We start from the raw sequence: 21,072 nt of genomic DNA, 5'->3' as shown, positions 1-21,072 counted from the left end.
CCTCGCAACCGGCAATCTATAAAAATTTCAACCTTCAGGCAGGAGCGAAAGATGAGTCACAGTGAACTGGAAAAACGCCGTAAAGAAGCGACACCGCGTGGTGTCGGCGTCATGTGTGATTTCTATGCAGCGAAAGCGGAAAACGCTACGTTGTGGGATGAACAGGGACGGGAATACATCGACTTTACTGCCGGAATTGCTGTGCTCAATACCGGGCACCGTCACCCTAAAATCGTCGAGGCAATCCGTAAGCAACTCGATCTGTTCACGCACACTTCCTACCAGATTGTGCCTTATGCCAGCTTTGTAGAGCTGGCCGAACGTATCAACGCTATTTCACCTGTCGCAGGAAAAGCGAAAACCACATTCTTCAGTACCGGAGCCGAAGCCGTCGAAAACGCGGTGAAAATTGCCCGCGCGGCAACCGGGCGTCCCGGTATTCTGACTTTCTCCGGCGCATTTCACGGGCGTACGTTACTCACCATGGCGCTGACGGGGAAAGTGGTTCCTTATAAAGTCGGTTTCGGCCCGTTCCCGGCATCGGTGTTCCACGCGCAGTATCCCAATGCGCTGCACGGCGTCAGCACCGAAATGGCGCTGGACAGCATCGAACGTATTTTCCGCAGTGATATCAGCCCGCAGCAGGTTGCGGCGATTTTGTATGAACCGGTGCAGGGCGAGGGTGGATTCAACATCGCGCCGGAAGCTTTCGTTAAAGGCCTGCGTGAAATCTGCGACCGCCACGGCATCGTGCTGATTGCTGATGAAGTGCAGAGCGGTTTTGCCCGCACCGGTAAAATGTTCGCATCAGACTATTACGCTGATGCCAAGCCGGACATTGTGACCATGGCCAAAAGTCTGGGCGGCGGTATTCCGATTTCCGGCGTGACCGGACGTGCTGAACTCATGGATGCACCGGAACCGGGTGGCCTCGGTGGCACCTACGCAGGCAACCCGCTGGCTGTTGCATCTGCGCTGGCCGTGCTGGACATCATTGACGAAGAAAAGTTGTGTGACCGCGCCAGCCGCCTGGGTGCGGAACTGGTCGAGACACTGGAAAAAGCGAAAGCGACATGTCCGGCTCTGGCCGATATTCGCGCTCGCGGTTCAATGGTTGCGGCTGAATTTAATGATCCTGCCACTGGTAAACCTTCCGCAGAACTGACCAAACTGTATCTGCGTAAAGCGCTGGATGCCGGATTGCTGATGCTGAGCTGCGGCGTTCACGGCAACGTGATCCGTTTCCTGTATCCGCTAACCATTCCTGACGCTCAGTTCAAAGACGCACTGGCGATTCTATCCGGCGTTCTGGCTGACTGAGGCAATCTATGCAACTCAAACATCAAAGCTTATTACGCCAGCAATGCCTGATTAACGGCGAATGGGTCGACAGCGAAAACGGTGAACGCGACGATGTAGTCAACCCCGCAACGGGAGTGGCGATCGGCAGTGTTCCGCAGATAACAACCAAACAGACGGCGCAGGCTATTGTCTTCGCCGAACAGGCGCAGATTGAATGGCGGGAAAAAACCGGCAAACAACGTGCCGCCCTGATGCAGAAATGGGCGCAACTGATGGTGGCACATGCAGATGACCTGGCGTTGTTGCTCACCGCGGAACAGGGTAAATCACTGGCCGAAGCGCGGGGGGAAATCGTTTATGCGGCTTCCTTTATTGAATGGTTTGCCGAAGAAGCCAAACGCGTAGAAGGCAGCGTGCTCGCGCCGGTTCAGGCATCACAACGCATGCTGGTGCTGAAACAGCCGATTGGTGTCTGTGCAGCCATCACGCCGTGGAACTTCCCGGCAGCGATGATCACCCGCAAGGCAGCGCCAGCGCTGGCAGCCGGTTGTACGATGATCGTGAAACCCGCAGAACAAACGCCACTCAGCGCCTTAGCGCTGGGGCAACTTGCCGTGGAAGCAGGTATTCCGGCTGGCGTACTGCAGGTGATCACAGGGTCCGCGCAGGAAGTGGGCAAAGTTCTGTGCGACAGCCCGGTGGTTCGCAAACTCAGCTTCACGGGCTCCACAGAAGTCGGACGGATCCTGATGGCGCAAAGTGCGCCGACGGTGAAAAAACTTTCTCTGGAACTGGGGGGGAACGCACCATTTATCGTTTTCGATGACGCCAATCTCGAACGCGCCGTGGCAGGCATTATGGCGTCAAAGTTTCGCAATAGCGGGCAAACCTGCGTCTGCGCCAACCGGATTTATGTCCAGCAAGGGATTTATCCCGCGCTGGTAAAACGACTGGTCGAAGAAGTGGAAAAACTGAAAGTGGGTGAGGGGACACAACCGGGCATCACGCAGGGCCCGCTCATCGATGATGCCGCCGTTGGTAAAGTCCGCGAGCATATCGAAGATGCGGTATCGCACGGTGCAACAATTCTCACCGGCGGTCAGCCACACGCGCTGGGCGGCACGTTTTACCAGCCAACGGTGGTCGGCGGTGTGACATCAGCAATGAAATTCGCCCGTGAAGAGACCTTCGGGCCGGTTGCGCCAGTCTTCAGTTTTACCGATGAAGCGCAGGCCGTGGCGATGGCTAATGATACCGAATTCGGGCTGGCGGCGTACATTTTCACCCGCGACGCGGCACGTCAGTGGCGGGTTCCGGAAGCCCTGGAATATGGCATGGTGGGGATTAACACCGGGCTGATTTCCAATGAAGTTGCTCCATTTGGTGGTATTAAACAGTCCGGTCTGGGGCGTGAGGGGTCACGCCACGGGATGGACGACTATCTGGAAATGAAATATCTGTGCATCGAGTTAGGTGAATAACCCTGACGCACAACGTCCCGATAGGGTGCAGAAATGCACGTCAGCTGTGCAAGGTTCGACAATAAAAAGAAACTGAGTGGTCACGAGGCATAAAAAAGTCCTATAACGCCTCGAAAAATCCTGTCCGTCCGCGGTTCATTGCGTGGCGGACAGACTTATCAGGAATGGCATGGTTTATGCTTTATCATAAAATATGATGCATCATATTTTTAACAATGCCGTTCTCTTAGCGCTTTCCTTACTTTTTTAGTTAACCCAGGAGTCACAGCATGTTTAAGAAAATTGCCCTTACTACTCTTCTTGCAGGGTTAGTGTTTCAGGCTCAGGCGGAATCCCTGACCGTGATCTCTTTCGGCGGCCTGAATAAGGACGCTCAGGACAAAGCGTTTTACAAACCCTTCGCTGCCGCCGGAAAAGGCACTATTGAACCGGGGGAATACAACGGTGAAATGGCGCGTATCCGTGCAATGGTGCAAACCGGTCAGGTGGGTTGGGACGTGGTAGAAGTTGAAAGCCCGGAGCTGATCCGTGGTTGCGACGAAGGGCTGTTTGAGCCGCTCGACTGGAGCAAACTGGGCGATAAAACCCAATATGTGCCGGGTGCGGTCACCGAATGTGGAGCGGGCATTTTCCTGTGGTCAACGGTGCTGACGTATGACGCCAGCAAACTGAAAAAAGCGCCAACCAGCTGGGCAGACTTCTGGGATGTAAAAGATTTCCCAGGCAAACGCGCACTGCGCAAAAGCGCCAAATTCACGCTGGAAATCGCCTTACTGGCGGATGGTGTGAAACGTGAAGATATCTATAAAGTGCTGGCCACGCCAGCTGGCGTGGAGCGCGCCTTCAAGAAACTCGATCAAATCAAACCGAATATTCAGTGGTGGGAATCTGGCGCGCAACCGCTTCAGTGGCTGGTGTCCGGCGACGTCGTGATGACTTCCGCCTACAACGGTCGCGTGAGCGCCGCGCAGGGTGAAGGTCATGATTTCAAAATGGTCTGGGACAACAGCCTGTATGACCTCGACAGCTGGGCCATCGTAAAAGGGTCCAAACACAAAGATCTGGCCGAACAGTTCATCGCTTTCGCTAACAAACCTGAAAACCAGAAAGTCTTTGCTGAAACTATCCCTTACGGCCCGACTGAAAAATCCGTGACCGGCATGATCGACCCTAAATACGCGCAAAATCTGCCGACCGCCGAGAAAAACCTGGCAGGCGCTTTGCAGGTTGATACTAACTTCTGGATTGAACATGGCGAAGATCTGGAACAACGCTTCAACGCCTGGGCTGCTAAATAGGCACACCATCTTTCAGACTGACTCTGCGTTGGCTTCGCCCCCGACTCCCGGTCACAGTCTTTTGTCTGTGGCCGGGGATCCGCCTCGCTCACCGCCTTGATTCAGCCCGAATGATTTAGGGTATTGCAGTGATCGCAGGACCTATTTTTAGAAAAACAGGCAAACCGCCGCAGCGGGAGAAAATTATGAGCCAGACAGAAATGCTGACGACACCGGTGCCGGACGACACAGCTTCCGGGCCGACGCTGCGTCAGCGCTTGCGTAAAGTCGAAGCGGCGTATACGCGACGTTCTTTGCTGCTGATTGCGCCGCTATTATTGTTTGTGGTTGTGAGCTTCCTGTTCCCGATTGCCTCCATTCTGGGCAAGAGCGTGGTCAACCCGGAGCTGGGGCAAACCCTGCCGGAAACGGTGGCACAGCTTTCGCGCTGGGACGGTAAAACGGTGCCGGATGAAGCGACGTTTTCCGCGCTGGTCACTGATTTGCGCAATGCCCGCAACAGCGGTCAGATGGCGACCATTGCTAAGCGTTTGAGCTATGAAGATAACCGCTACCGGAGCCTTATCACCGGGACATTACGCCATGTGCCGCAGGGTGGTGCAGTGCGTGAATCGCTGATTGAGAGCATGCCGCTATGGGGGGAATTAAGCACCTGGCAAACCGTGCAGCGTGCAGCGAAACCGGTCACTTCTCTTTATCTGTTGTCAGCGTTTGACCGCAAGGTTGATGTCGATTCTGGCAAAATTGTCGCGTTGCCGCCCGATCAGGCATTGTACGTGAACGTCCTGCTGCGCACGTTGTGGATGGCTCTGGTGGTGACGATCTGCTGCGTTCTGCTCGGCTATCCTCTGGCATACTGGCTGGCAAAACAGCCGGTGGGCCGCGCTAATCTGCTGATGATTTTAGTGCTGCTGCCGTTCTGGACATCACTGATTGTCCGCACGGCAAGCTGGATCGTGCTGTTGCAATCAGGCGGCCTGATAAACCGTGCATTGCTCTCGACCGGCATTATTGATCATCCGTTGATTATGGTGTTCAACCGTCTGGGTGTTTATATCTCGATGACGCACATCATGCTGCCGTTTATCGTCCTTCCTTTATATGCTGTGATGAAAAGCATTTCGCCGAACTATGTTCGTGCCGCAATTTCGCTCGGGGCGCATCCTTTCTCCGCGTTCTGGCGGGTTTACGTGCCGCAGACTTATGCCGGGGTGACCGCCGGAGCGCTGCTCGTCTTTATGATGGCGATTGGTTACTACATTACCCCCGCGTTGCTCGGGGGGCCGGGTGACCAGATGGTTAGCTACTTCGTGGCATTTTTCACAAACACAACAATGAACTGGGGTATGGCCGCTGCACTGGGCAGTCAGTTACTGGTGATTGTCGTGTTGTTGTATATCGTTTATATCCGCGTCACGCGTACCAAAGCTGAAATAGCTGCGCATTAAGGAGCCCGATGATGAAACACAGTATGAAACAGAAAGGGGCACTGATTTTGCGGCTGTGGCGCTGGTGTTTTAATTTCTACAGTGCGGCAATTTTGCTGTTCCTGATTGTACCCGTATTAATTATTGTGCCGCTGTCTTTTAACGAGGGGTCGTTCCTCAGCTATCCGCTGACTGGTTTTTCATTGCGCTGGTATCAGACGTTTTTTCACTCAGATGAGTGGTTGAGTTCGCTGGGTAACAGCCTGCTGATTGCCCCGCTGGCAACGCTTCTTGCGACGGTTCTTGGTGTTCTGGCTTCCGTCGGGTTGGTGCGCGGAGAGTTTCGCGGTAAATCACTGGTCATGGCGATTCTGATTTCACCGATGATTGCGCCTGTCGTGATTATTGCCGTGGGGATGTTCTTCTTTTTCGCCCGTGTTTCGCTGCTCAACAGCTATCTCGGGCTGGTACTGGCGCACGCCTTGCTTGGCGTACCTTTTGTGGTGATCACCGTTGTGGCGATCCTCAAAAACTACGACCGCAATTTATCCCGCGCGGCAGCCAGCCTTGGGGCGTCACCGTGGTACGTTTTCCGCAAAGTCACATTGCCGCTGATTGCACCAGGCGTTTTCTCCGGTGCGTTGTTTGCGTTTGCTGCCTCATTTGATGAAGTGGTGGTGACACTGTTCCTTGCCAGCCCGCGCCAGCGCACATTGCCGATCCAGATGTTTGCCGGTATCCGTGAAAATCTCGACCCGACGATTGCCGCCGCTGCTTCGCTGATGGTGGGTGCATCGCTGATTTTACTGCTGGTGATGGAATTGCTGCGTCGTCGTGGCGAGCGTTTACGCCATTCCCCGGTTGCACATTAGATAGAAATTAATCAGAGGACTTTACAGGTCCTCTTTTTTTGATTATTCCTGATGCATCAAATATCAAAATGCAGGAGCATTGACCATGACAGAAACAACAGAGCAAAAAACGCTTTTGCTGACCGGCGCAAGCCGTGGCATCGGTCACGCGACGGTCAAACATTTCTATGCCGCCGGATGGCGGATTTTCACCGCATCGCGTCAGAACTGGGTAGACGAATGCCCGTGGGCAGAAGGTTTTCTTAACCATATTCATCTGGATCTGGAAGATATCGACAGCGTGCAGAAAGCGCTGCCGATGATCAAAGAGCGCCTCGGCGGGCGGCTGGATGCGTTGGTGGATAACGCCGGTATCTCGCCAAAAACCAGCACTGGCGGGCGTCTCGGCGTGCTCGGCAGCGATTACGCAACCTGGCTGCAGGTGTTTAACGTTAATCTGTTTTCGACGGCGATTCTGGCAACCGGCCTGTTTGATGAGCTGAAAGCCGCGCAGGGTAGCATTATTAACGTGACATCGATTGCCGGCAGTAAAGTCCATCCGTTTGCGGGGGTAGCGTATGCCTGTTCCAAAGCCGCGTTATCAACCCTGACCCGTGAAATGGCGCATGAATTCGGCCCGCACGGCATACGTGTCAACGCCATTGCGCCGGGTGAAATTGATACCGCTATTCTCTCGCCGGGCACGCAGGAAATCGTCGAACGCACCGTACCGTTGCAGCGTTTGGGGAAAGCCGATGAAGTCGCATCGCTTATCCATTTCCTCTGCACATCGGGTGCATCTTATGTCAACGGCGCGGAAATTCACGTTAACGGCGGTCAGCATGTCTGAAGCGCCGTCACTGCTGACTACGGAAGTGCCGCGCGTCAGCCCGTCGCAAGCCGAAAACATCGCCGCGCAGGTCTACGGGCTGGATGGTTCCGCGCAGGTGTTGGGCGGTGAGCGGGACAGCAATTTTTGTCTGACCACATCTTCAGGCCGTGCCTACATGCTGCGGTTTGTGAACCCGGCAGAAGTGCCCGAAGAAGTCGATTTCCAAACCGCCATTCTCAGTCATCTGGCCTTGCGCGACAGCCAGCTGCCGGTGCCGCGATTGCAGGAAAGTTGTGGCGGTGAACTGACGCCCCAGGTCAGCGTCGGCGGGCAAACCCTGACGTTGCGCGCGGTCAGTTATTTGCCGGGCACCGCGCAATTTCAGGTACCGCGTTCGAAAGCGCTGATGTGCGAACTGGGCGATGCGCTGGCGCGTCTGGATGTCGCGCTGAATGATTTTGAGCATCCGGGCGCAAAACGCGATTTGTTATGGGATATCAGCGATATGTCGCGCCTTGAAGGCTGGGTGCCGCAACTGACCGACCCCGCACAAAGGCAGACGATTTCCCGTGTGCTGGAGATCCACCGGCAAAAAGTGGTTCCCACCGGGCAGCGATTGCGCAAACAGGTGATCCATAATGATTTGAATGCCCATAACGTGCTGGTCAGCAGTTCGGATCCGCAACGTCTGGCCGGGATTATTGATTTCGGTGATGCCCTGTACGCACCGCTGATCAACGAACTGGCAACGGCGCTGGCCTATCAGCTGGACAGCCATGGCGATGACCTTTTCCTTTATTGCCGTCCGATGATTGCTGCCTATACAGCGCGCCAGCCGCTGACGGACGCTGAACTTGATGTGCTGCCTGAACTGGTGGCCTCGCGGCTGGCGCTGAGCCTGCTGATTGCTCAGCACCGTGCGATGCTGTATCCGCAAAATCGCGACTATATTTTGCGCAATCAGGTGCATGCATGGGGAAGTTTATCGCGCCTGATGGCACTTTCATTTTCGCAGGCTGACACGATATTTCGTCAGTCGTGCACGTCTGAACTGAAGTAAAGAGGTTCTCTATGCTGACTCAGCAACAGGTTTTAGAAGGCCGCCAGCAGTGGCTGGGCGGCGGTTATCGTCTGTTTTATCAGGAGCCGTTGCACGTCGTGCGCGGCGAAGGCGTCTGGCTGTATGACAGCGAAGGGCGTCGCTATCTGGATGCTTATAACAACGTGGCATCCGTGGGACATTGCCATCCGGCCGTTGTCGAAGCGATTGCGGCGCAGGCCGCGCAGCTCAACACGCACACGCGGTATCTGAATGACGCCATCGTAGAGTTTGCTGAAGATTTTCTGACGGAATTTCCGCCGGAACTGCGCAATCTCACCATGACCTGCACCGGCAGCGAAGCCAACGATCTGGCGCTGCGCGTGGCGCGGCAAATCACCGGCGGGCAGGGCGTTCTGGTCACGCGCTGGGCGTATCATGGCGTCACCAGTGCATCAGCCGAACTTTCGCCTTCGCTCGGCGACGGTTTTGAGCAAGGCAAAAATGTCTGGCTGATTGATGCGCCGGACACCTTCCGCCGTCAGGGCGCTTTCGCCGCTGGCGTGGAACGGGCGCTGGAAGAAATGAAACAGGCTGGCGTAAAACCAGCGGCGCTTCTGGTGGACACAATTTTTTCCAGCGACGGCGTTTTCAGCCCTGAACCGGCAGAAATGCGGCGTGCGGTGGCGTTGGTTCGTGCCGCTGGCGGATTATTTATCGCCGACGAAGTGCAGCCCGGTTTTGGCCGCACCGGCAGCCAGCGCTGGGGTTTTGCCCGCTACGGCGTGATGCCGGATCTGGTGAGTCTGGGCAAACCGATGGGCAACGGACATCCGGTCGCCGGGCTGGTGGGCAGGCCGGAACTGTTTGCAGAGTTTGGCCGTCGTCAGCGTTATTTCAACACCTTCGGCGGTAATCCGGTTTCCTGCCGAGCGGCGCATGCGGTTTTACAGGTTTTGCGACGTGAAGAACTGCAACAGAACGCGCAACGGACGGGAGAAATCCTGCGGGAAGGGTTGCTGAAACTGGCGGCGCGTTATCCGGTGATCGGCGATGTGCGCGGTGACGGTTTGTTTATCGGTGTGGAACTGGTGAGCGATCAGCGCAACACGCCCGCGCCTGAGCTGGCGGCGTTTGTCGTTAACCAGATGCGGCAGAAACAAATCCTGATCAGCGCCACCGGCCCGGCGGCTAACGTCCTGAAAATCCGTCCGCCGATGGTCTTTCAGCCGGAACACGCTGCACTGTTGCTGGAAACACTGGCGGGTGTATTGACAGATATCCCGCTCTAAAATCACCTCTCCCGGCTGGCGGCCAGGAATTCAACCATCTTCTGGCTGCCGTCGAGAATATCTTCCTGAATGGCTTTTCTGGCCGTTGCGCTGTCGCCTTTGCGCAGTGCGCGCAAGATTTCTTCGTGATGTTCGATCGCCATCCGCTCGGAAAAATGTGCGTACGCCTGGGCAATCAGCGGGCCAGTGCGCATCCATAAACTGTCGATGAAATTACTCAGTAGCGGCATCCGCGCGCTTTCGGCCAGCATCAGGTGAAATTCACTGTTGAGGCGCAGCGCTTCCGGTAAATCTTCGCTGCTGATGGCTTTGCGGTTGTTCTCAATATTTTGTGCGATGCGCTGTAACTCATATTCCGTTACCGTCTGCGCCGCTTTTTCCGCCCCGAGACCTTCGAGATCTAAACGCAACGTGCGGATTTCCTGATATTGCTGCTCATCAAGCTGCGGCACACGGATATCTTTCGGTGTGCGCATTTCCAGCGCCTGCTCTTTTGCCAGTTGCAAAATCGCATCCCGCACCGGCGTCACGCTGGTGCCGACCTGTTCCGCGAGTTCGCGTATCCGCAGGCGATCATTGGGCTTCAGCCGACCGGTAATTAATGCTTCGCGTAATGTGGCGTAAACGCTGCTGCCCAGATAGGCGTGGTTAATTGAGCTGATGGGATAATTCAAAGTTCACCGTAGCAATAGAGTGCGCGCACCCGGATTAAGGAGGAATTTGTGAAAGGCGATTATACAACATGATGCATCAAATGTGATGGGCAGAAGTAACCCTCGTTTGATATCTATTTTGCGTGATGAGTTGCGTGCGATACATCACGGTAATTAATACATAACCTTATGAAATTAAAAAATAAAGCGCGTATACCCCGAAAGGAGAGGCCACCTGTATGCGTGTTGATATCACACAAGGAAAAATTTGACTTAAGCGTGCGATGATTTTTCCTTTTGCGAGCTAATGTCATGAAAAATAATGAAGATTGTAAGGATCCTTCGAGCGTAAACCGGCGGGATTTTGTCAAACTCAGCGGTGTGGTGGCCGCACTTCCTCTGATCGGCTTTAAATTTGCACATGCAGGCGGGAAAATCTCTGTCGCCTCTCAGGAATTCCCCTCCTCACCGGAAAAAATCGTCCCCACCTGTAGTTCATTCGACTGTGGCGGCAAATGTGATATCCGCGCCCATGTTCAGGAAGGCGTCGTGACCCGCATTTCCACCCGTCCGGATGCCGATCTCGACCCGGAAATGCCCATCATGCGCGCCTGTGTGCGCGGGCGCAGTTACCGGAAATTTGTCTATCACCCTGACCGGCTGAAATACCCGATGAAGCGGGTCGGCAGGCGTGGCGAAGGTAAATTCGAACGGATCAGTTGGGACGAAGCCACGACGCTGATTGCGTATAACCTCAAACGCATCACGGAAAAGTATGGCCCGGAATCGCGCTATGTTCACGTCGGTACGGCGGTCAGCGGCGGCCCGTTCTCCGGCGATACCATGGTGCGCCGGTTGCTGAACCTGACCGGCGGCTATCTCAATACTTATCACTCGGTGAGTATGGGCAATACGGCGGCGGCGACGCCTTACACGTATGGCGCGGCAGCCAGCGGCAACACGCTGGATACGCTGGCGGACACGCCGCTGGTGATCTTATGGGGGCATAACCCGAACGAAACCATATTCGGGCATACCAACCACTATTTTCAGCAAATGAAACAGAACGGCACACGGTTTATCGTGGTGGATCCGCGCTATTCGGACACGGCGGCTTCGCTGGCGGATCAGTGGATCCCGCTGCTGCCCTCCACTGACAATGCGCTGATGGACGCGATGATGTACGTCATCATCACGGAGAACCTGCACGATAAAGCGTTTGTTGAGCGTTACACCCTCGGTTTTGATGAAAGCGCAATGCCGGAAGGCGTACCGGCCAATGAATCGCTGGTGGCGTACCTGACCGGCGTGAAAGACGGCGTGAAAGACGGCGTGAAAAAGACGCCGGAATGGGCGGAAAAAATCACGCATGTGCCTGCGCAAACCATCCGCCAGCTGGCGCGTGATTACGCCACTACCAAACCGGCAGCGCTGATCCAGGGATGGGGGCCGCAGCGTCATAACTGTGGCGAACGCACTGCGCGCGGTTCGACATTACTGGCGACGATCACCGGAAATGTCGGCGTGAAGGGCGGCTGGGCGGGCGGTTATGGCGGTGACAGCAGCCGTAAATTCACCGCCGGTGTGGAAATGCCCGATAATATGGTGAAGAAGCAAATCTCGGTGATGAACTGGGTGCAGGCGGCGGATGATGCCAGCAAAATCACGCCGGCGGACGGGCTGACCGGCGGCGACAAACTGGACAGCAATATCCGCATCCTGTTTTCGCTGGCGGGGAATTATCTGGCGAACCAGAATCCGGATATCCATCAGGCCGTTAAGGTTCTCGAAGATGAATCCAAAATTGAATTTATCGTTGCCAGCGATCTGTTCCTCACGCCCAGCGCGAAATATGCCGATCTGTTGCTGCCGGAAACCAGCTTTATGGAGCGCTGGAATATCGGCGAATCGTGGGGAACCGGCAATTACCTGATCCTCTCAGAAAAACTGATTGAACCGCAGTTTGAAAGCCGTACCGACTACGACTGGTTGCGCGAAGTTGCGGCCAAACTGGGCGTCGAAAAGGAATTCAGTCTCGGACGGACGGAAAAAGACTGGATCGTCAGCATCTGGGAAAAAACTCGTGAATCAATGCCGGAGGAGAAACTGCCGACCTTTGACGAACTGCTGATCACCCGACGTTATCTTTTCAAAGACAAACCACATATCGCGTTTGAAGCGAATATCAGTGACCCGCAAAACAATCCGTTCCTGACGCCTTCCGGCAAAATCGAGATTTTCTCAAAGCGCCTGTACGACATGCATCATCCGGAAATCCCGGCGTTATCGCATTACGTTCCGGCGCACGAAGGCCCGGAAGATGAACTTTCTGCCCGTTTCCCGTTGCAGCTGATCACCTGGAAAGGCAAAAACCGCGCGAACTCCACGCAGTATGCCAACCCGTGGATGAAAGAAGTGCAGGAGCAAAAATTGTGGATCAACCCGGCTGATGCCACACAGCGCGGCATTGCGCAGGGCGACAGCGTGCGCATTCACAACGATCGCGGCGTGACGCTGATCCCGGCGGAAGTGACGCAGCGCATCATACCCGGTGTGGTGGCTTTACAGGCAGGCGCGTGGTGGCAGCCGGACGAAAACGGCGTTGACCGTGGCGGTTGCGCCAACGTACTCAGTTCGGCGCGCATTACGGCGCTGGCGAAAGGGAATTCTCATCAAACCATGCTGGTGGAGGTTGTGAAAGCATGAGCCAATTTATAGATTACGCGCCGGTCAGTGACCGCCAGTTGGGTTTCTTTATCGACTCCTCCCGCTGCTCGGGCTGTAAAGCCTGTCAGGTCGCCTGCAAGGATAAAAACAATCTGGAAGTGGGCCGCCGTTTCCGCCGTATTTACGAAGTGAAAGGCGGCGGATTCGTGTCCACCGGGCAGGGCGGCGTTTACAACAACGTCTATGCCTACACGCTGTCGATTTCCTGCAACCACTGCAAAGACCCGATCTGCACTAAAAACTGCCCGACCACCGCCATGCACAAACGGCCGGGCGACGGCATTGTGCGCGTCAATACTGACAAATGTGTCGGCTGTGGCTACTGCGCGTGGTCATGTCCGTACGGCGCGCCGCAGCTAAATCAGGAAACCGGTCAGATGTCGAAATGCGATTTTTGCGTCGATCTGCAAGCTGCCGGAGAACAGCCTGTTTGCGTCGCGACCTGTCCGCTGGGTGCGATCAAATTCGGGCCAGTTGACGAGTTACGCGCGCAATACGGCGACTTGTGCGACGTTCAGGGTTTACCGGGGTCTGCGCTGACGCAGCCCAATCTGGTCATCAAACCGCATCAGGGCGCTGAAAAGGGAGGGAAATAATCATGCACGAATGGCCACTTATTATTTTCACTCTGCTGATCCAGAGTTCTGTCGGCATCACGCTGTTCACCACGCTGATCCTGATTTCCGGCGCGGACAAACTGAGCGCCAGAGAAAAGCATCGTCTTGCGCTGCCCGCGATGCTGACGGCGTTTATCGCCGGTGCGCTGGGGCTTATCGCATCCACCGCGCATCTCGGGTATCCGCTAAACGCGTTTCATGCGCTGAGCCATTTCAGCAGTTCGTGGCTGAGCCGTGAAATCGTGTTTGCCAGTACGTATCTGGCAGCGCTGGGGCTGGCGACGCTGATTGCGCTTCTGACCAGGCGGGTGATCACGCTGTTAATGGTGACTGCCGTCGCGATGGGTGCGGTGGATATCTTTTGCATGAGCGCGATTTATGTTCACGCTTCCGTTGTCACGTGGATGCACTTCAACACCTACGTCATGTTTGGCGGCACCGCGCTCACCCTCGGCGCAGTCTACGGGTTGTGGACGCTGGCGTCGCGTCCGCTGCTGGCGTGGGGAAGCGTGCGCAGGCTGGCGGTGATGTCGATTGGCGTGCTGATCGCGGTCACCGTTTTTCGCCTGCTGATTCAGCCGGTGTACGGCAACTATCTGGCCAGCTTGGGCGGCGCGGATCTGATGACGTTCCCGCATCGGCCTCTGGAAGCTTACGGGCAGATGGCGTGTACGCGCTTTGTGGCCTGGGCTCTGCTGATTGCAGGCGTGAGCCTGGCGGCATTAAGTCTGCATACGCAGCGGTTCAGCCGCCTGCGGTTGCTGGCGGGCGCGGTGCTAATCCTTATTGCCGAAGTGATGTTGCGCTTTAATTTCTTCAGCATTCATTAATGAAACTGTTTTCGCTCAATGCCCGTCCGCCCGAAGCCGGTGCCGGACGGGCCTGCGTTCGCAATACTCTGCCCGGCAACCCTTGCCGGGCCTGCGTGGATGCCTGCGGCGCGGGCGTCATAAAGGTAAACAACGGAAAGATTGAAATAGAAACCGCAGGCTGTACGGCCTGCGGGGCCTGTCTTTTTGCCTGTCCGGCTGGCGCGATGGGCGGCATTACGCCGCCGGAACGCGCTTACCGCGACGGCTGTCTGACCATGCCGCTGAGCCTGAGCGCGCCGTCGGTTAACGAACTGCTGATGTGGCATGCGCAATTCCTGATACGCGGCGTCGAAATGGAGGCCGGTTCGCACTCCGGCTGGCTGATGGCGGTTGCGGCACTGAATATCCGGCTGAAACAAAGCGGTGAACCGCTGTGGAATCTACAGCCCCCTTCCGAAGATATTCAGCAGGGATTGCGCCGTCGCTGGCTGCGCATCAAAGACGATTCCCGCCAGACGGGCCACGTTACACCGGGCGGCAGGGCGCGACGTGCCAGCTTCCCGCAGGTCACCGAATATCGCCTCACGGTGGATCGCGAAAAGTGCTCGCTGTGCGGAGCTTGTGCGCGGGTTTGCCCCGAATCAGCGATTCACATCAGTAACACGTCTTTTACGCTGAATGCGCAAAAATGCACGGGTTGCGGCAACTGCGAAACCCTGTGCTTCGAAAAAGCGATCAGCGTGGCGAAGGATAGCGCGGCGGGTTCAGAAATTTTGGAAACAACGGGCGCGGTGTGTATGACATGTCGCCGCCCGTTTACGGCATGGTCAGCAGATGAAAAACGGTGCCCGGTATGCCGGAAGCACGGTTTCAATATGCGTGAGACGTGAGTTGAAGGCGCGTCCCTGCGCCGGTAAAACGGTTTAAACGCCTGCCTGCTCTGGCGCAGGGTCATCCTGCAAATGCTTTTTGAAGTGTTTCTCGATCTGTTCCAGCGTTTTGCCCTGCGTTTCCGGGGCGAAAATCACCGCGAATATCCCGCCCGCCACGCCGATGGCGGCGAACGTGAAGAACGACCAGGTCAGCCCGATGCTTTCCAGCATGATCGGGAACATAAACGCGATGGAGAAGTTCGTCATCTGCATGGCAAATACAGAGACGCCGTTCGCCATACCGCGGATGCGCATCGGGAACATTTCCGACAGCAACAGCCAGGTGACCGGCGACAGCGCGCCCTGCTGGAAGCACAGGAAAATCAGCATCCCGCCGAGCACCAGATAACTGCGCACCGCATCAGGATGGCCGTTGACCGTCTCCGGCATCAGCCAGGTCACCAGCCCGATGGCAAGCAGCGTACAGGTGCAACCAATTTGCCCGGTCAGCAAAAGCGGACGCCGCCCGAAACGGCTCAGCAGCATGATCCCCACGAACGTCATGATCACCGAAATCACGCCGTTGGCGATGGTTGCCATGAGCGACGCATTGGTGCTCAGCCCGGTAGCCTGCAACATCGTCGGCGCGTAGAACATAATCGTGTTTACGCCCGACAGTTGCTGAAGCATCGCGACCCCGATCCCCAGCACGACCAGCCGCTTCATCCACACGGAAATGGTCTTCTGGCGGCGCGAGTGCTTCTCGCTTTTAGAACTCATGGAGCTGCGGATTTCGTTAAGTTCTTTCTCGACTTTGCCCGCTTTACGGGTGCGTTCCAGCACGTCGCGCGCCTCGCGGTAGCGGCCATGCATGGCGTACCAGCGTGGTGTGTCTGGCAGGAATAACATGCCGACCCACAAAATCACCGCCGGAACACACGCCACACCGAGCATCCAGCGCCACGTCGTTTCACCGCCCCAGACTTCGTTAATCGCCGCATTACTGGTGTAAGCAATCAGCTGGCCGGAAACAATCATCAGTTCCTGCAAGGTCACAAACTGCCAGCGCCGGTTGGACGGTACGATTTCGGCGATATAAATCGGCACAATCGCCGCTGCGCCGCCGACGGCCAGCCCGAGAATGAAGCGGAAAATAATCATCAGCACGACGTTAGGTGCCAGCGCACAACCCAGCGAGCCGAGCATGAAAATCAGCGCCATCGTGAGGATGATTTTCTTGCGGCCAAACCGGTCAGCGACGCGTCCGGCGCAGATGGCTCCGATGGCGGAACCCAGTATCAGAAAGCTGGTGACCATCCCGGTGGTCACCGAGGTCAGGTGCAGGTCGTGCTTCATAAACAGCAGCGCGCCCGCGATCACCCCGGTATCGTAGCCAAAAAGCAAACCACCGAGGGTGGCGATGAACGCGATGATTTTTACCAGCGGTTCGGTCGGCTGCGGCGTTTTCTTCACCTCGCTTTCCTGTCCGTCTTTGAGTTTGTCAGTCACAAGTGCTCCCTGTATTTCATTATTGTCGTTATGGAGTGTGATGCAGATCACACAACTATTAAACGTAACGCATGTTGAGGATTTTGGTAGGAAAAAGGGAAAATGAGTGGTTTATGGCACGCCGGATGCTGAAATTTCGGAAAATACTGACCAGCGCGCAGGAGCGGGGCGGGAACTGGATTACACTTGCTCACAGAGGATTTTTCAGTGGGTTTTTTATCCATTCGGGTAAAATTGAATCAGTTTTCGCTTAAGAGAAGTCTGTTTACGATGGGATAAAGCAGCAGGTTTTGCCTGAAACGGCGCAAACCTATATTCTATCGGCCAATTTACTGAGACAGTTGCAACAATGAGGTCTATATGATTATCAAACCACGCATCCGTGGCTTTATCTGTGTTACTGCCCATCCGGAAGGTTGCAAGGCGAACGTTAAAGAACAAATCGATTACGTGACCGCACAGGGTAAAATCGACGGCGGCCCGAAAAAAGTCCTGGTGATCGGTGCATCCACCGGTTACGGCCTCGCTGCCCGTATCTCTGCTGCTTTCGGTTCTGACGCTGCCACGCTGGGTATCTTCTTCGAACGTCCGGGCGATGAATCCAAAACCGCCACTGCGGGCTGGTACAACTCTGCGGCATTCGAAGAATTTGCTGAAGCAAAAGGCCTGTATGCCAAAAGCATCAACGGCGACGCGTTTTCTGATGAAGTAAAACAGAAAACCATCGAACTGATTAAACAGGATCTCGGTCAGGTTGATCTGGTGGTTTACAGCCTGGCTGCGCCACGCCGCACCCATCCGAAAACCGGTGAAGTGTTTAACTCCACCCTGAAGCCAATCGGTAAGCAAGTGACTATCCGTGGCATCAACACCGATAAAGAAATCATTAACGAAACCACGCTCGAACCTGCAACGCCGGAAGAAATCGCCGGAACTGTTGCGGTGATGGGTGGCGAAGACTGGCAGATGTGGATTGAAGACCTGAAAGCCGCCGGTGTGCTGGCGGATGGCGCGAAAACCACGGCCTTCACCTACCTGGGTGAAGAAGTGACGCAGGACATCTACTGGAACGGTTCTATCGGCGAAGCGAAAAAGGATCTGGACAAACGTGTTCTGGATATCCGCAGCTCACTGTCAGAACAGCACGGCGACGCACGCGTTTCCGTTCTGAAAGCCGTTGTGACTCAGGCGAGCTCTGCTATCCCTATGATGCCGCTGTACCTTTCCCTGCTGTTCAAAGTGATGAAAGAGAAGGGCACCCACGAAGGTTGTATCGAGCAGGTTTACGGCTTGTACAAAGACAGCCTGTACGGTGCTTCTCCGCTGCTGGACAACGAAGGCCGTCTGCGCGCTGACCTGAAAGAGATCGCGCCAGAAGTGCAGGAAGAAGTCGGTAAACTGTGGGATGAAGTCACCAACGATAACATCGCTGAACTGACGGACTTTGCAGGCTACAAAAGCGAGTTCATGCGCCTGTTCGGCTTTGGCCTGAACGGCGTTGATTACGCCGCCGACACCAATCCGGACGTGAAAATCAAACATCTGATCCAGATGTAATCTGATTTAACGCGCAATGATTGCTGAAAACCCAGTTCTGCCGAAAGGCGGAGCTGGGTTTTTTTGTGGTATATCAGGATGTTGAAACAGTTCTAGTTTTGGGTGGGATTACCTGTCCACCCAGCGCTGTTTTTGCAGGCGCTGGATCAGCCGGATAGGGTCACTTTGATCGAAGGCGGGGATTTTGAGGGGGAGGAGACAATGATTTTCGGCGTAGTGACTCACATCATCAACGATGCGACGACCGACGAATCTGATGATTTTCCGTGTATGTGATCATATTGCCCGCCTCAGTTGCAGGATGTATTCTTTAACCCTTCTAATCAAAAGGATATTGAGAGTGGACACTACTGAAACGCTAAACGGGACATACTTTTACCACGGCAACGATAACTTAACTAAAGAAGAGTTGTTTTGGTTAATCTTCTTGGAATCTTTCTCCAATCACGCCGGAATAGAAATAGAAACAGCTGCAACCATCTTTGTGGGTAGACCCATCATCCCTAAGCGCAAAGTCTTAGGCTCAAAGGGGGACAGAACAAGCATTGCATCAAAAATGTCACGTAGAATCTTTAAGGATGCAAAGCTCCCAAACAATCTAAAAATTCCCACAATCGCTTATGGTCAGGTGAGGAACTCAAATCAGATTGGTACGATCGTTGGGCGTTGGGTTCCGTATTTGGGCTACCCACAGGCAATAATAATTTGTGCAATCGTGGCAAAGGATACACGTAGTAAATACAACCTCATCGCCTACCCTCAAGACCGTATTGCATGGACGTATTTCTGATGGAAGTAGATGAAAATGAGATTCTTCAATACATCACGGAAAAATACAGTGAGCGGAGAAAACCAGTTCGTAAAGACTGGACGTTTCAGGAACACTTTAATTTAGTGACGGATGAATTAGGGGAGATGCTGATTGACCTGTTCACTCGGTATGGCATCAGCTATGACAATTTTAATCTCGACAATTACTTTGAGCCTGAATTACCGTGGTGGTGGTTTCGGCTTCGACGGCAGTACAAAGAAAAGATGTACAAGCCTCTTACTGTTGAGATGATTATTGAGTCTGCCAAAGCCGGAAAATGGCTTTACGATTAAGGGGCGCAATACCCCTTTTTCATATTATGCTGTTTGGCGATCATTCCATGAATCGGCAAAGATAATATTGCCGTCGTTATGTTTCCACGTTATTTTCTCGTACCGTAGTTCTACTGTTTCCAGATGGTTATCCTGCGGGTTATCACTGGCAGCCATTGTTGGCGAAATCGAAACGATGCGCACCTTTTCCAAAAGCATGTTGAAGTATTCCACTTCCTGACCAGCATCGTTAATGCGATACCATTTTATCTCGGCAGATTCGAGATTCTGACCAGTTGCCACCGCTTTATAGATGTATGGGCTGGAGCAATCAAAATCTTTTACGATTAGTAAAGGGGAGTGCATACGTGTGGCAGTAACTTTCCCTGTTGCGTTGTCAGTCGGGATCATCAGGTTGTGATGAAACCCCTTAACCTCGATACTGTATTCCCTGTCTTTGACATCAACGCCGCCTTTGATTAGTGCGCCGCCATCATCTTTAAGCCACATGTAAGCTGGAATTGGCATTTCTTTAAATCTCATTATTAAAAGTGTGGCTAATGTTAAATCGATGAAGGCAACATTTGAAAGATAAATTTGAGTTAAGTCTTGTTTTGCCGTGGTGGTAATCAGTTCAGTTTTGCGTAGGGAGTTGTTCAGTCGTTAGATACGACACTCTTTACTACTAGAAAATAAAAAATGCCGCAAACCTTCCCGGCCTGCGGCATTTTTATTTCATCACTGCTGTCGTAATCCATTAGCCATAAGCCACTTTGTGGTTGATATGGTAGAAGGTCGCCGTTGCGGCCATAACGTGCTGATCTTCCTTGCCCGGTTTGTGCGATTCCACATTGGTGATGTGGTAACCGACGGCACCGGCGTCTAACGCTTTTTTAACAAACGCGCTGTTGAGTTCTTCCATGGACGTTGCCCAGGAAACCGTGGTTACGCCGACGGCTTGCAGGGAGGCTATTTCACGATGCGATAATCCGGCGCGCACCAAAACAGGCTTAACAGCTTTCGGATAGAATATGGATAAAACATCATTTACTAAGCCTTTCATGGATTTACTCCTCACTAATACAGTCTCTATACCCGGATGATTTGGGTATTCAGAATGTGCCGTAATAATCAGAGGCGATTGCGCACTTGAGATATTTATCCGGCACATTGCCAATAAACACCTTTTCATGTTGCGACCATTAGCTTTAATTGCTAATTCATTGTTAAGCAAACTTCCGCCACAATTAACGCAATATTTAAAGAGGATATTTACAGTGGGTTACAGGTTCGGTGTTTTTGACATGAGCAAATAAAAGGGCGCATTTCGCACCCTTAATCTTATTCCCTCGACCTGTTCTTTAAATCCGGTTCGCCGCGCGCGGTGGCCGCTGCATCAGCTCATGGGTGGCAGGATGGTAATAGCGACTCGGCCAGATGACGGACGGGGGAATACCCAGCGCCTGACCGATCAGGATTTCACCTTTCGGCCACGGTCTGGAAAGCGCATTTGAAAGCGTTGAGGAACTCAGGCCAGCAGCGCGGGAAACGGCGGCAAGCGTGGTGCCTTTCTTGCGTAACGCGGCAATGATATCGGCCTGATGCCAGTCCTGATTATTCATAACGGTTTGCTCCTGTGTTGGCCTGCGCAGGAACCGCGGTGCAGAAGGGCAGAAAAGTGGGGCTATGCGATAGTTTCATTGACATCTCCTTGTAGTAA

The 21,072-nt window shown here is 54.2% G+C and carries 20 protein-coding genes; 15 read left to right on the top strand and 5 right to left on the bottom strand.

Translation table 11 applies throughout. The annotated features are described in order from the left end of the window. Nucleotides 1-51: 51 nt before the first annotated feature. From CWS43_RS16380 to CWS43_RS16345, 8 genes are all read left to right on the top strand, one after another. Complete coding sequence (locus CWS43_RS16380; protein WP_101078100.1) at nt 52-1,320, top strand: 4-aminobutyrate--2-oxoglutarate transaminase; 1,269 nt, start codon at nt 52-54, stop codon at nt 1,318-1,320. 8 nt (nt 1,321-1,328) lie between these two features. Further along, on the top strand, nt 1,329-2,783 hold the full coding sequence (locus tag CWS43_RS16375) for an NAD-dependent succinate-semialdehyde dehydrogenase (protein ID WP_101078098.1): 1,455 nt from the start codon (nt 1,329-1,331) through the stop codon (nt 2,781-2,783). A gap of 269 nt (nt 2,784-3,052) precedes the next feature. After that, nucleotides 3,053-4,081: an ABC transporter substrate-binding protein gene (locus tag CWS43_RS16370; RefSeq protein ID WP_101078097.1), complete on the top strand. Its 1,029-nt coding sequence runs from the start codon at nt 3,053-3,055 to the stop codon at nt 4,079-4,081. Nucleotides 4,082-4,266: 185 nt separating this feature from the next. Next, nucleotides 4,267-5,529, top strand: a complete 1,263-nt coding sequence (locus CWS43_RS16365) for an ABC transporter permease (RefSeq protein WP_101078095.1) — start codon at nt 4,267-4,269, stop codon at nt 5,527-5,529. Between the two features lie 11 nt (nt 5,530-5,540). After that, entirely contained in the window at nt 5,541-6,380 is an 840-nt protein-coding gene (locus tag CWS43_RS16360; RefSeq protein WP_369825880.1) for an ABC transporter permease, read from the top strand. An 85-nt stretch (nt 6,381-6,465) separates the two neighbouring features. Further along, the gene (locus tag CWS43_RS16355) at nt 6,466-7,209 is read left to right on the top strand and encodes an SDR family NAD(P)-dependent oxidoreductase (protein WP_101078093.1); all 744 of its coding nucleotides are present in this window, start codon (nt 6,466-6,468) and stop codon (nt 7,207-7,209) included. Further along, nucleotides 7,202-8,251: a phosphotransferase gene (locus tag CWS43_RS16350; RefSeq protein WP_101078092.1), complete on the top strand. Its 1,050-nt coding sequence runs from the start codon at nt 7,202-7,204 to the stop codon at nt 8,249-8,251. Before CWS43_RS16355 ends, CWS43_RS16350 begins: the two co-directional genes overlap by 8 nt. 11 nt (nt 8,252-8,262) lie before the next feature. Then, complete coding sequence (locus CWS43_RS16345) at nt 8,263-9,522, top strand: aspartate aminotransferase family protein (protein WP_101078090.1); 1,260 nt, start codon at nt 8,263-8,265, stop codon at nt 9,520-9,522. A gap of 2 nt (nt 9,523-9,524) precedes the next feature. Here the strand turns inward: CWS43_RS16345 and CWS43_RS16340 are convergent, their stop codons facing one another. Next, nucleotides 9,525-10,196, bottom strand: coding sequence for a GntR family transcriptional regulator (locus tag CWS43_RS16340; protein WP_101078088.1), 672 nt, complete (start codon nt 10,194-10,196; stop codon nt 9,525-9,527). Nucleotides 10,197-10,487: 291 nt separating this feature from the next. Here CWS43_RS16340 and CWS43_RS16335 point away from each other — a divergent pair, with 291 nt between their 5' ends. The 4 genes from CWS43_RS16335 to CWS43_RS16320 are packed head-to-tail and all read left to right on the top strand — an operon-like array spanning nt 10,488 to nt 15,221. Beyond that, nucleotides 10,488-12,881 (top strand): DMSO/selenate family reductase complex A subunit, encoded by a 2,394-nt coding sequence (locus CWS43_RS16335; RefSeq protein WP_101078086.1) that lies wholly within the window; start codon nt 10,488-10,490, stop codon nt 12,879-12,881. Beyond that, on the top strand, nt 12,878-13,498 hold the full coding sequence (locus tag CWS43_RS16330) for a DMSO/selenate family reductase complex B subunit (protein WP_101078085.1): 621 nt from the start codon (nt 12,878-12,880) through the stop codon (nt 13,496-13,498). Before CWS43_RS16335 ends, CWS43_RS16330 begins: the two co-directional genes overlap by 4 nt. Before the next feature lie 2 nt (nt 13,499-13,500). After that, nucleotides 13,501-14,349 (top strand): DmsC/YnfH family molybdoenzyme membrane anchor subunit, encoded by an 849-nt coding sequence (locus CWS43_RS16325; RefSeq protein WP_101078083.1) that lies wholly within the window; start codon nt 13,501-13,503, stop codon nt 14,347-14,349. Further along, complete coding sequence (locus CWS43_RS16320) at nt 14,349-15,221, top strand: 4Fe-4S binding protein (protein ID WP_101078081.1); 873 nt, start codon at nt 14,349-14,351, stop codon at nt 15,219-15,221. Before CWS43_RS16325 ends, CWS43_RS16320 begins: the two co-directional genes overlap by 1 nt. 33 nt (nt 15,222-15,254) lie before the next feature. Here the strand turns inward: CWS43_RS16320 and CWS43_RS16315 are convergent, their stop codons facing one another. After that, nucleotides 15,255-16,727, bottom strand: coding sequence for a sugar porter family MFS transporter (locus CWS43_RS16315; protein WP_101078235.1), 1,473 nt, complete (start codon nt 16,725-16,727; stop codon nt 15,255-15,257). Between the two features lie 345 nt (nt 16,728-17,072). Here CWS43_RS16315 and fabV point away from each other — a divergent pair, with 345 nt between their 5' ends. From fabV to CWS43_RS16290, 3 genes are all read left to right on the top strand, one after another. After that, nucleotides 17,073-18,269: an enoyl-ACP reductase FabV gene (fabV, locus tag CWS43_RS16305; RefSeq protein ID WP_101078077.1), complete on the top strand. Its 1,197-nt coding sequence runs from the start codon at nt 17,073-17,075 to the stop codon at nt 18,267-18,269. 340 nt (nt 18,270-18,609) lie between these two features. Then, nucleotides 18,610-19,059 (top strand): STM2901 family protein, encoded by a 450-nt coding sequence (locus CWS43_RS16295; protein WP_101078075.1) that lies wholly within the window; start codon nt 18,610-18,612, stop codon nt 19,057-19,059. Next, on the top strand, nt 19,059-19,373 hold the full coding sequence (locus tag CWS43_RS16290; protein WP_101078074.1) for a DUF1493 family protein: 315 nt from the start codon (nt 19,059-19,061) through the stop codon (nt 19,371-19,373). The genes CWS43_RS16295 and CWS43_RS16290 overlap by 1 nt, the downstream gene beginning before the upstream one ends. A 24-nt stretch (nt 19,374-19,397) precedes the next feature. Here CWS43_RS16290 and CWS43_RS16285 read toward each other — a convergent pair whose 3' ends face one another. The 3 genes from CWS43_RS16285 to CWS43_RS16275 form a co-directional block, all read right to left on the bottom strand. Next, entirely contained in the window at nt 19,398-19,880 is a 483-nt protein-coding gene (locus CWS43_RS16285) for an Hcp family type VI secretion system effector (protein WP_101078072.1), read from the bottom strand. Nucleotides 19,881-20,109: 229 nt separating this feature from the next. Then, nucleotides 20,110-20,415 (bottom strand): DUF1471 domain-containing protein, encoded by a 306-nt coding sequence (locus CWS43_RS16280; protein ID WP_101078070.1) that lies wholly within the window; start codon nt 20,413-20,415, stop codon nt 20,110-20,112. Nucleotides 20,416-20,713: 298 nt separating this feature from the next. Next, nucleotides 20,714-20,974, bottom strand: coding sequence for a helix-turn-helix transcriptional regulator (locus CWS43_RS16275; protein WP_101078068.1), 261 nt, complete (start codon nt 20,972-20,974; stop codon nt 20,714-20,716). Nucleotides 20,975-21,072: the final 98 nt, after the last annotated feature.

This window comes from Rahnella sp. AA, from assembly GCF_002834385.1.
GTDB lineage: Bacteria > Pseudomonadota > Gammaproteobacteria > Enterobacterales > Enterobacteriaceae > Rahnella.
Note: the sequence above shows the minus strand (reverse complement) of the source record. Positions and strands in the feature narration are given on the sequence as shown.

Coding starts and splice junctions, on each gene's coding strand:
- CWS43_RS16380 (WP_101078100.1), top strand. CDS start 52: ATGAGTCACAGTGAACTGGAAAAACGCCGTAAAGAAGCGACACCGCGT.
- CWS43_RS16375 (WP_101078098.1), top strand. CDS start 1,329: ATGCAACTCAAACATCAAAGCTTATTACGCCAGCAATGCCTGATTAAC.
- CWS43_RS16370 (WP_101078097.1), top strand. CDS start 3,053: ATGTTTAAGAAAATTGCCCTTACTACTCTTCTTGCAGGGTTAGTGTTT.
- CWS43_RS16365 (WP_101078095.1), top strand. CDS start 4,267: ATGAGCCAGACAGAAATGCTGACGACACCGGTGCCGGACGACACAGCT.
- CWS43_RS16360 (WP_369825880.1), top strand. CDS start 5,541: ATGAAACACAGTATGAAACAGAAAGGGGCACTGATTTTGCGGCTGTGG.
- CWS43_RS16355 (WP_101078093.1), top strand. CDS start 6,466: ATGACAGAAACAACAGAGCAAAAAACGCTTTTGCTGACCGGCGCAAGC.
- CWS43_RS16350 (WP_101078092.1), top strand. CDS start 7,202: ATGTCTGAAGCGCCGTCACTGCTGACTACGGAAGTGCCGCGCGTCAGC.
- CWS43_RS16345 (WP_101078090.1), top strand. CDS start 8,263: ATGCTGACTCAGCAACAGGTTTTAGAAGGCCGCCAGCAGTGGCTGGGC.
- CWS43_RS16335 (WP_101078086.1), top strand. CDS start 10,488: ATGAAAAATAATGAAGATTGTAAGGATCCTTCGAGCGTAAACCGGCGG.
- CWS43_RS16330 (WP_101078085.1), top strand. CDS start 12,878: ATGAGCCAATTTATAGATTACGCGCCGGTCAGTGACCGCCAGTTGGGT.
- CWS43_RS16325 (WP_101078083.1), top strand. CDS start 13,501: ATGCACGAATGGCCACTTATTATTTTCACTCTGCTGATCCAGAGTTCT.
- CWS43_RS16320 (WP_101078081.1), top strand. CDS start 14,349: ATGAAACTGTTTTCGCTCAATGCCCGTCCGCCCGAAGCCGGTGCCGGA.
- fabV (WP_101078077.1), top strand. CDS start 17,073: ATGATTATCAAACCACGCATCCGTGGCTTTATCTGTGTTACTGCCCAT.
- CWS43_RS16290 (WP_101078074.1), top strand. CDS start 19,059: ATGGAAGTAGATGAAAATGAGATTCTTCAATACATCACGGAAAAATAC.
- CWS43_RS16285 (WP_101078072.1), bottom strand. CDS start 19,880: ATGCCAATTCCAGCTTACATGTGGCTTAAAGATGATGGCGGCGCACTA.
- CWS43_RS16280 (WP_101078070.1), bottom strand. CDS start 20,415: ATGAAAGGCTTAGTAAATGATGTTTTATCCATATTCTATCCGAAAGCT.
- CWS43_RS16275 (WP_101078068.1), bottom strand. CDS start 20,974: ATGAATAATCAGGACTGGCATCAGGCCGATATCATTGCCGCGTTACGC.